The organism is Halorubrum sp. Atlit-26R (assembly GCF_003666015.1).
Classification (GTDB): domain Archaea; phylum Halobacteriota; class Halobacteria; order Halobacteriales; family Haloferacaceae; genus Halorubrum.
Map to the genome: position 1 here is coordinate 1 of NZ_QPLT01000471.1, position 469 is coordinate 469.

The window sequence follows — 469 nt, forward strand, 5'->3', positions numbered from 1 at the left end:
GTACTGATCGTGAGGGCCTATTTAAGTAGGTGCTCGTGAAGTAGCGGTGTCAATCGTTGCGACCCTGAAACACCCACCCACAGAATTCCTCTGTGCTCAGCCAGCGGAGGCAGTCACTCGCGACCGTGGTGTTGTTCGCGCCGGAATGGGTGCCGGCGCCACAGTCGCCGGCGTGAATCGATGTCGACACGGTGTCAACTCCGGTTCGTCCGAACCCTCAAGCAGGGGCGGACGGCCGATCCGACCGAACCAGTCGCACAGGTGTACACCCACTCTGACGGCTATCCAGAGGGCGTGCTCGGGCGGCTCCGCCAGCTCAAACGGCTGCTGGAGACGACCCGCAGCGTGCGCGGGCCTGGCTACGCCGCTGCCCAGTACCTCTTCCTGGAGAAGTTGACGGCGCTACCGCTGTATCTCGACCCGAACCGTGGCCCGAGTCGGCGGCTCGACGCCGCTTCACCCGGGGACG

At 64.8% G+C, this 469-nt stretch carries 1 pseudogene; it reads left to right on the top strand.

Annotated elements, in window-relative coordinates:
- Window positions 1-180: 180 nt before the first annotated feature.
- Window positions 181-469: pseudogene (locus DVK07_RS21505) on the top strand (hypothetical protein); the annotation flags it as partial.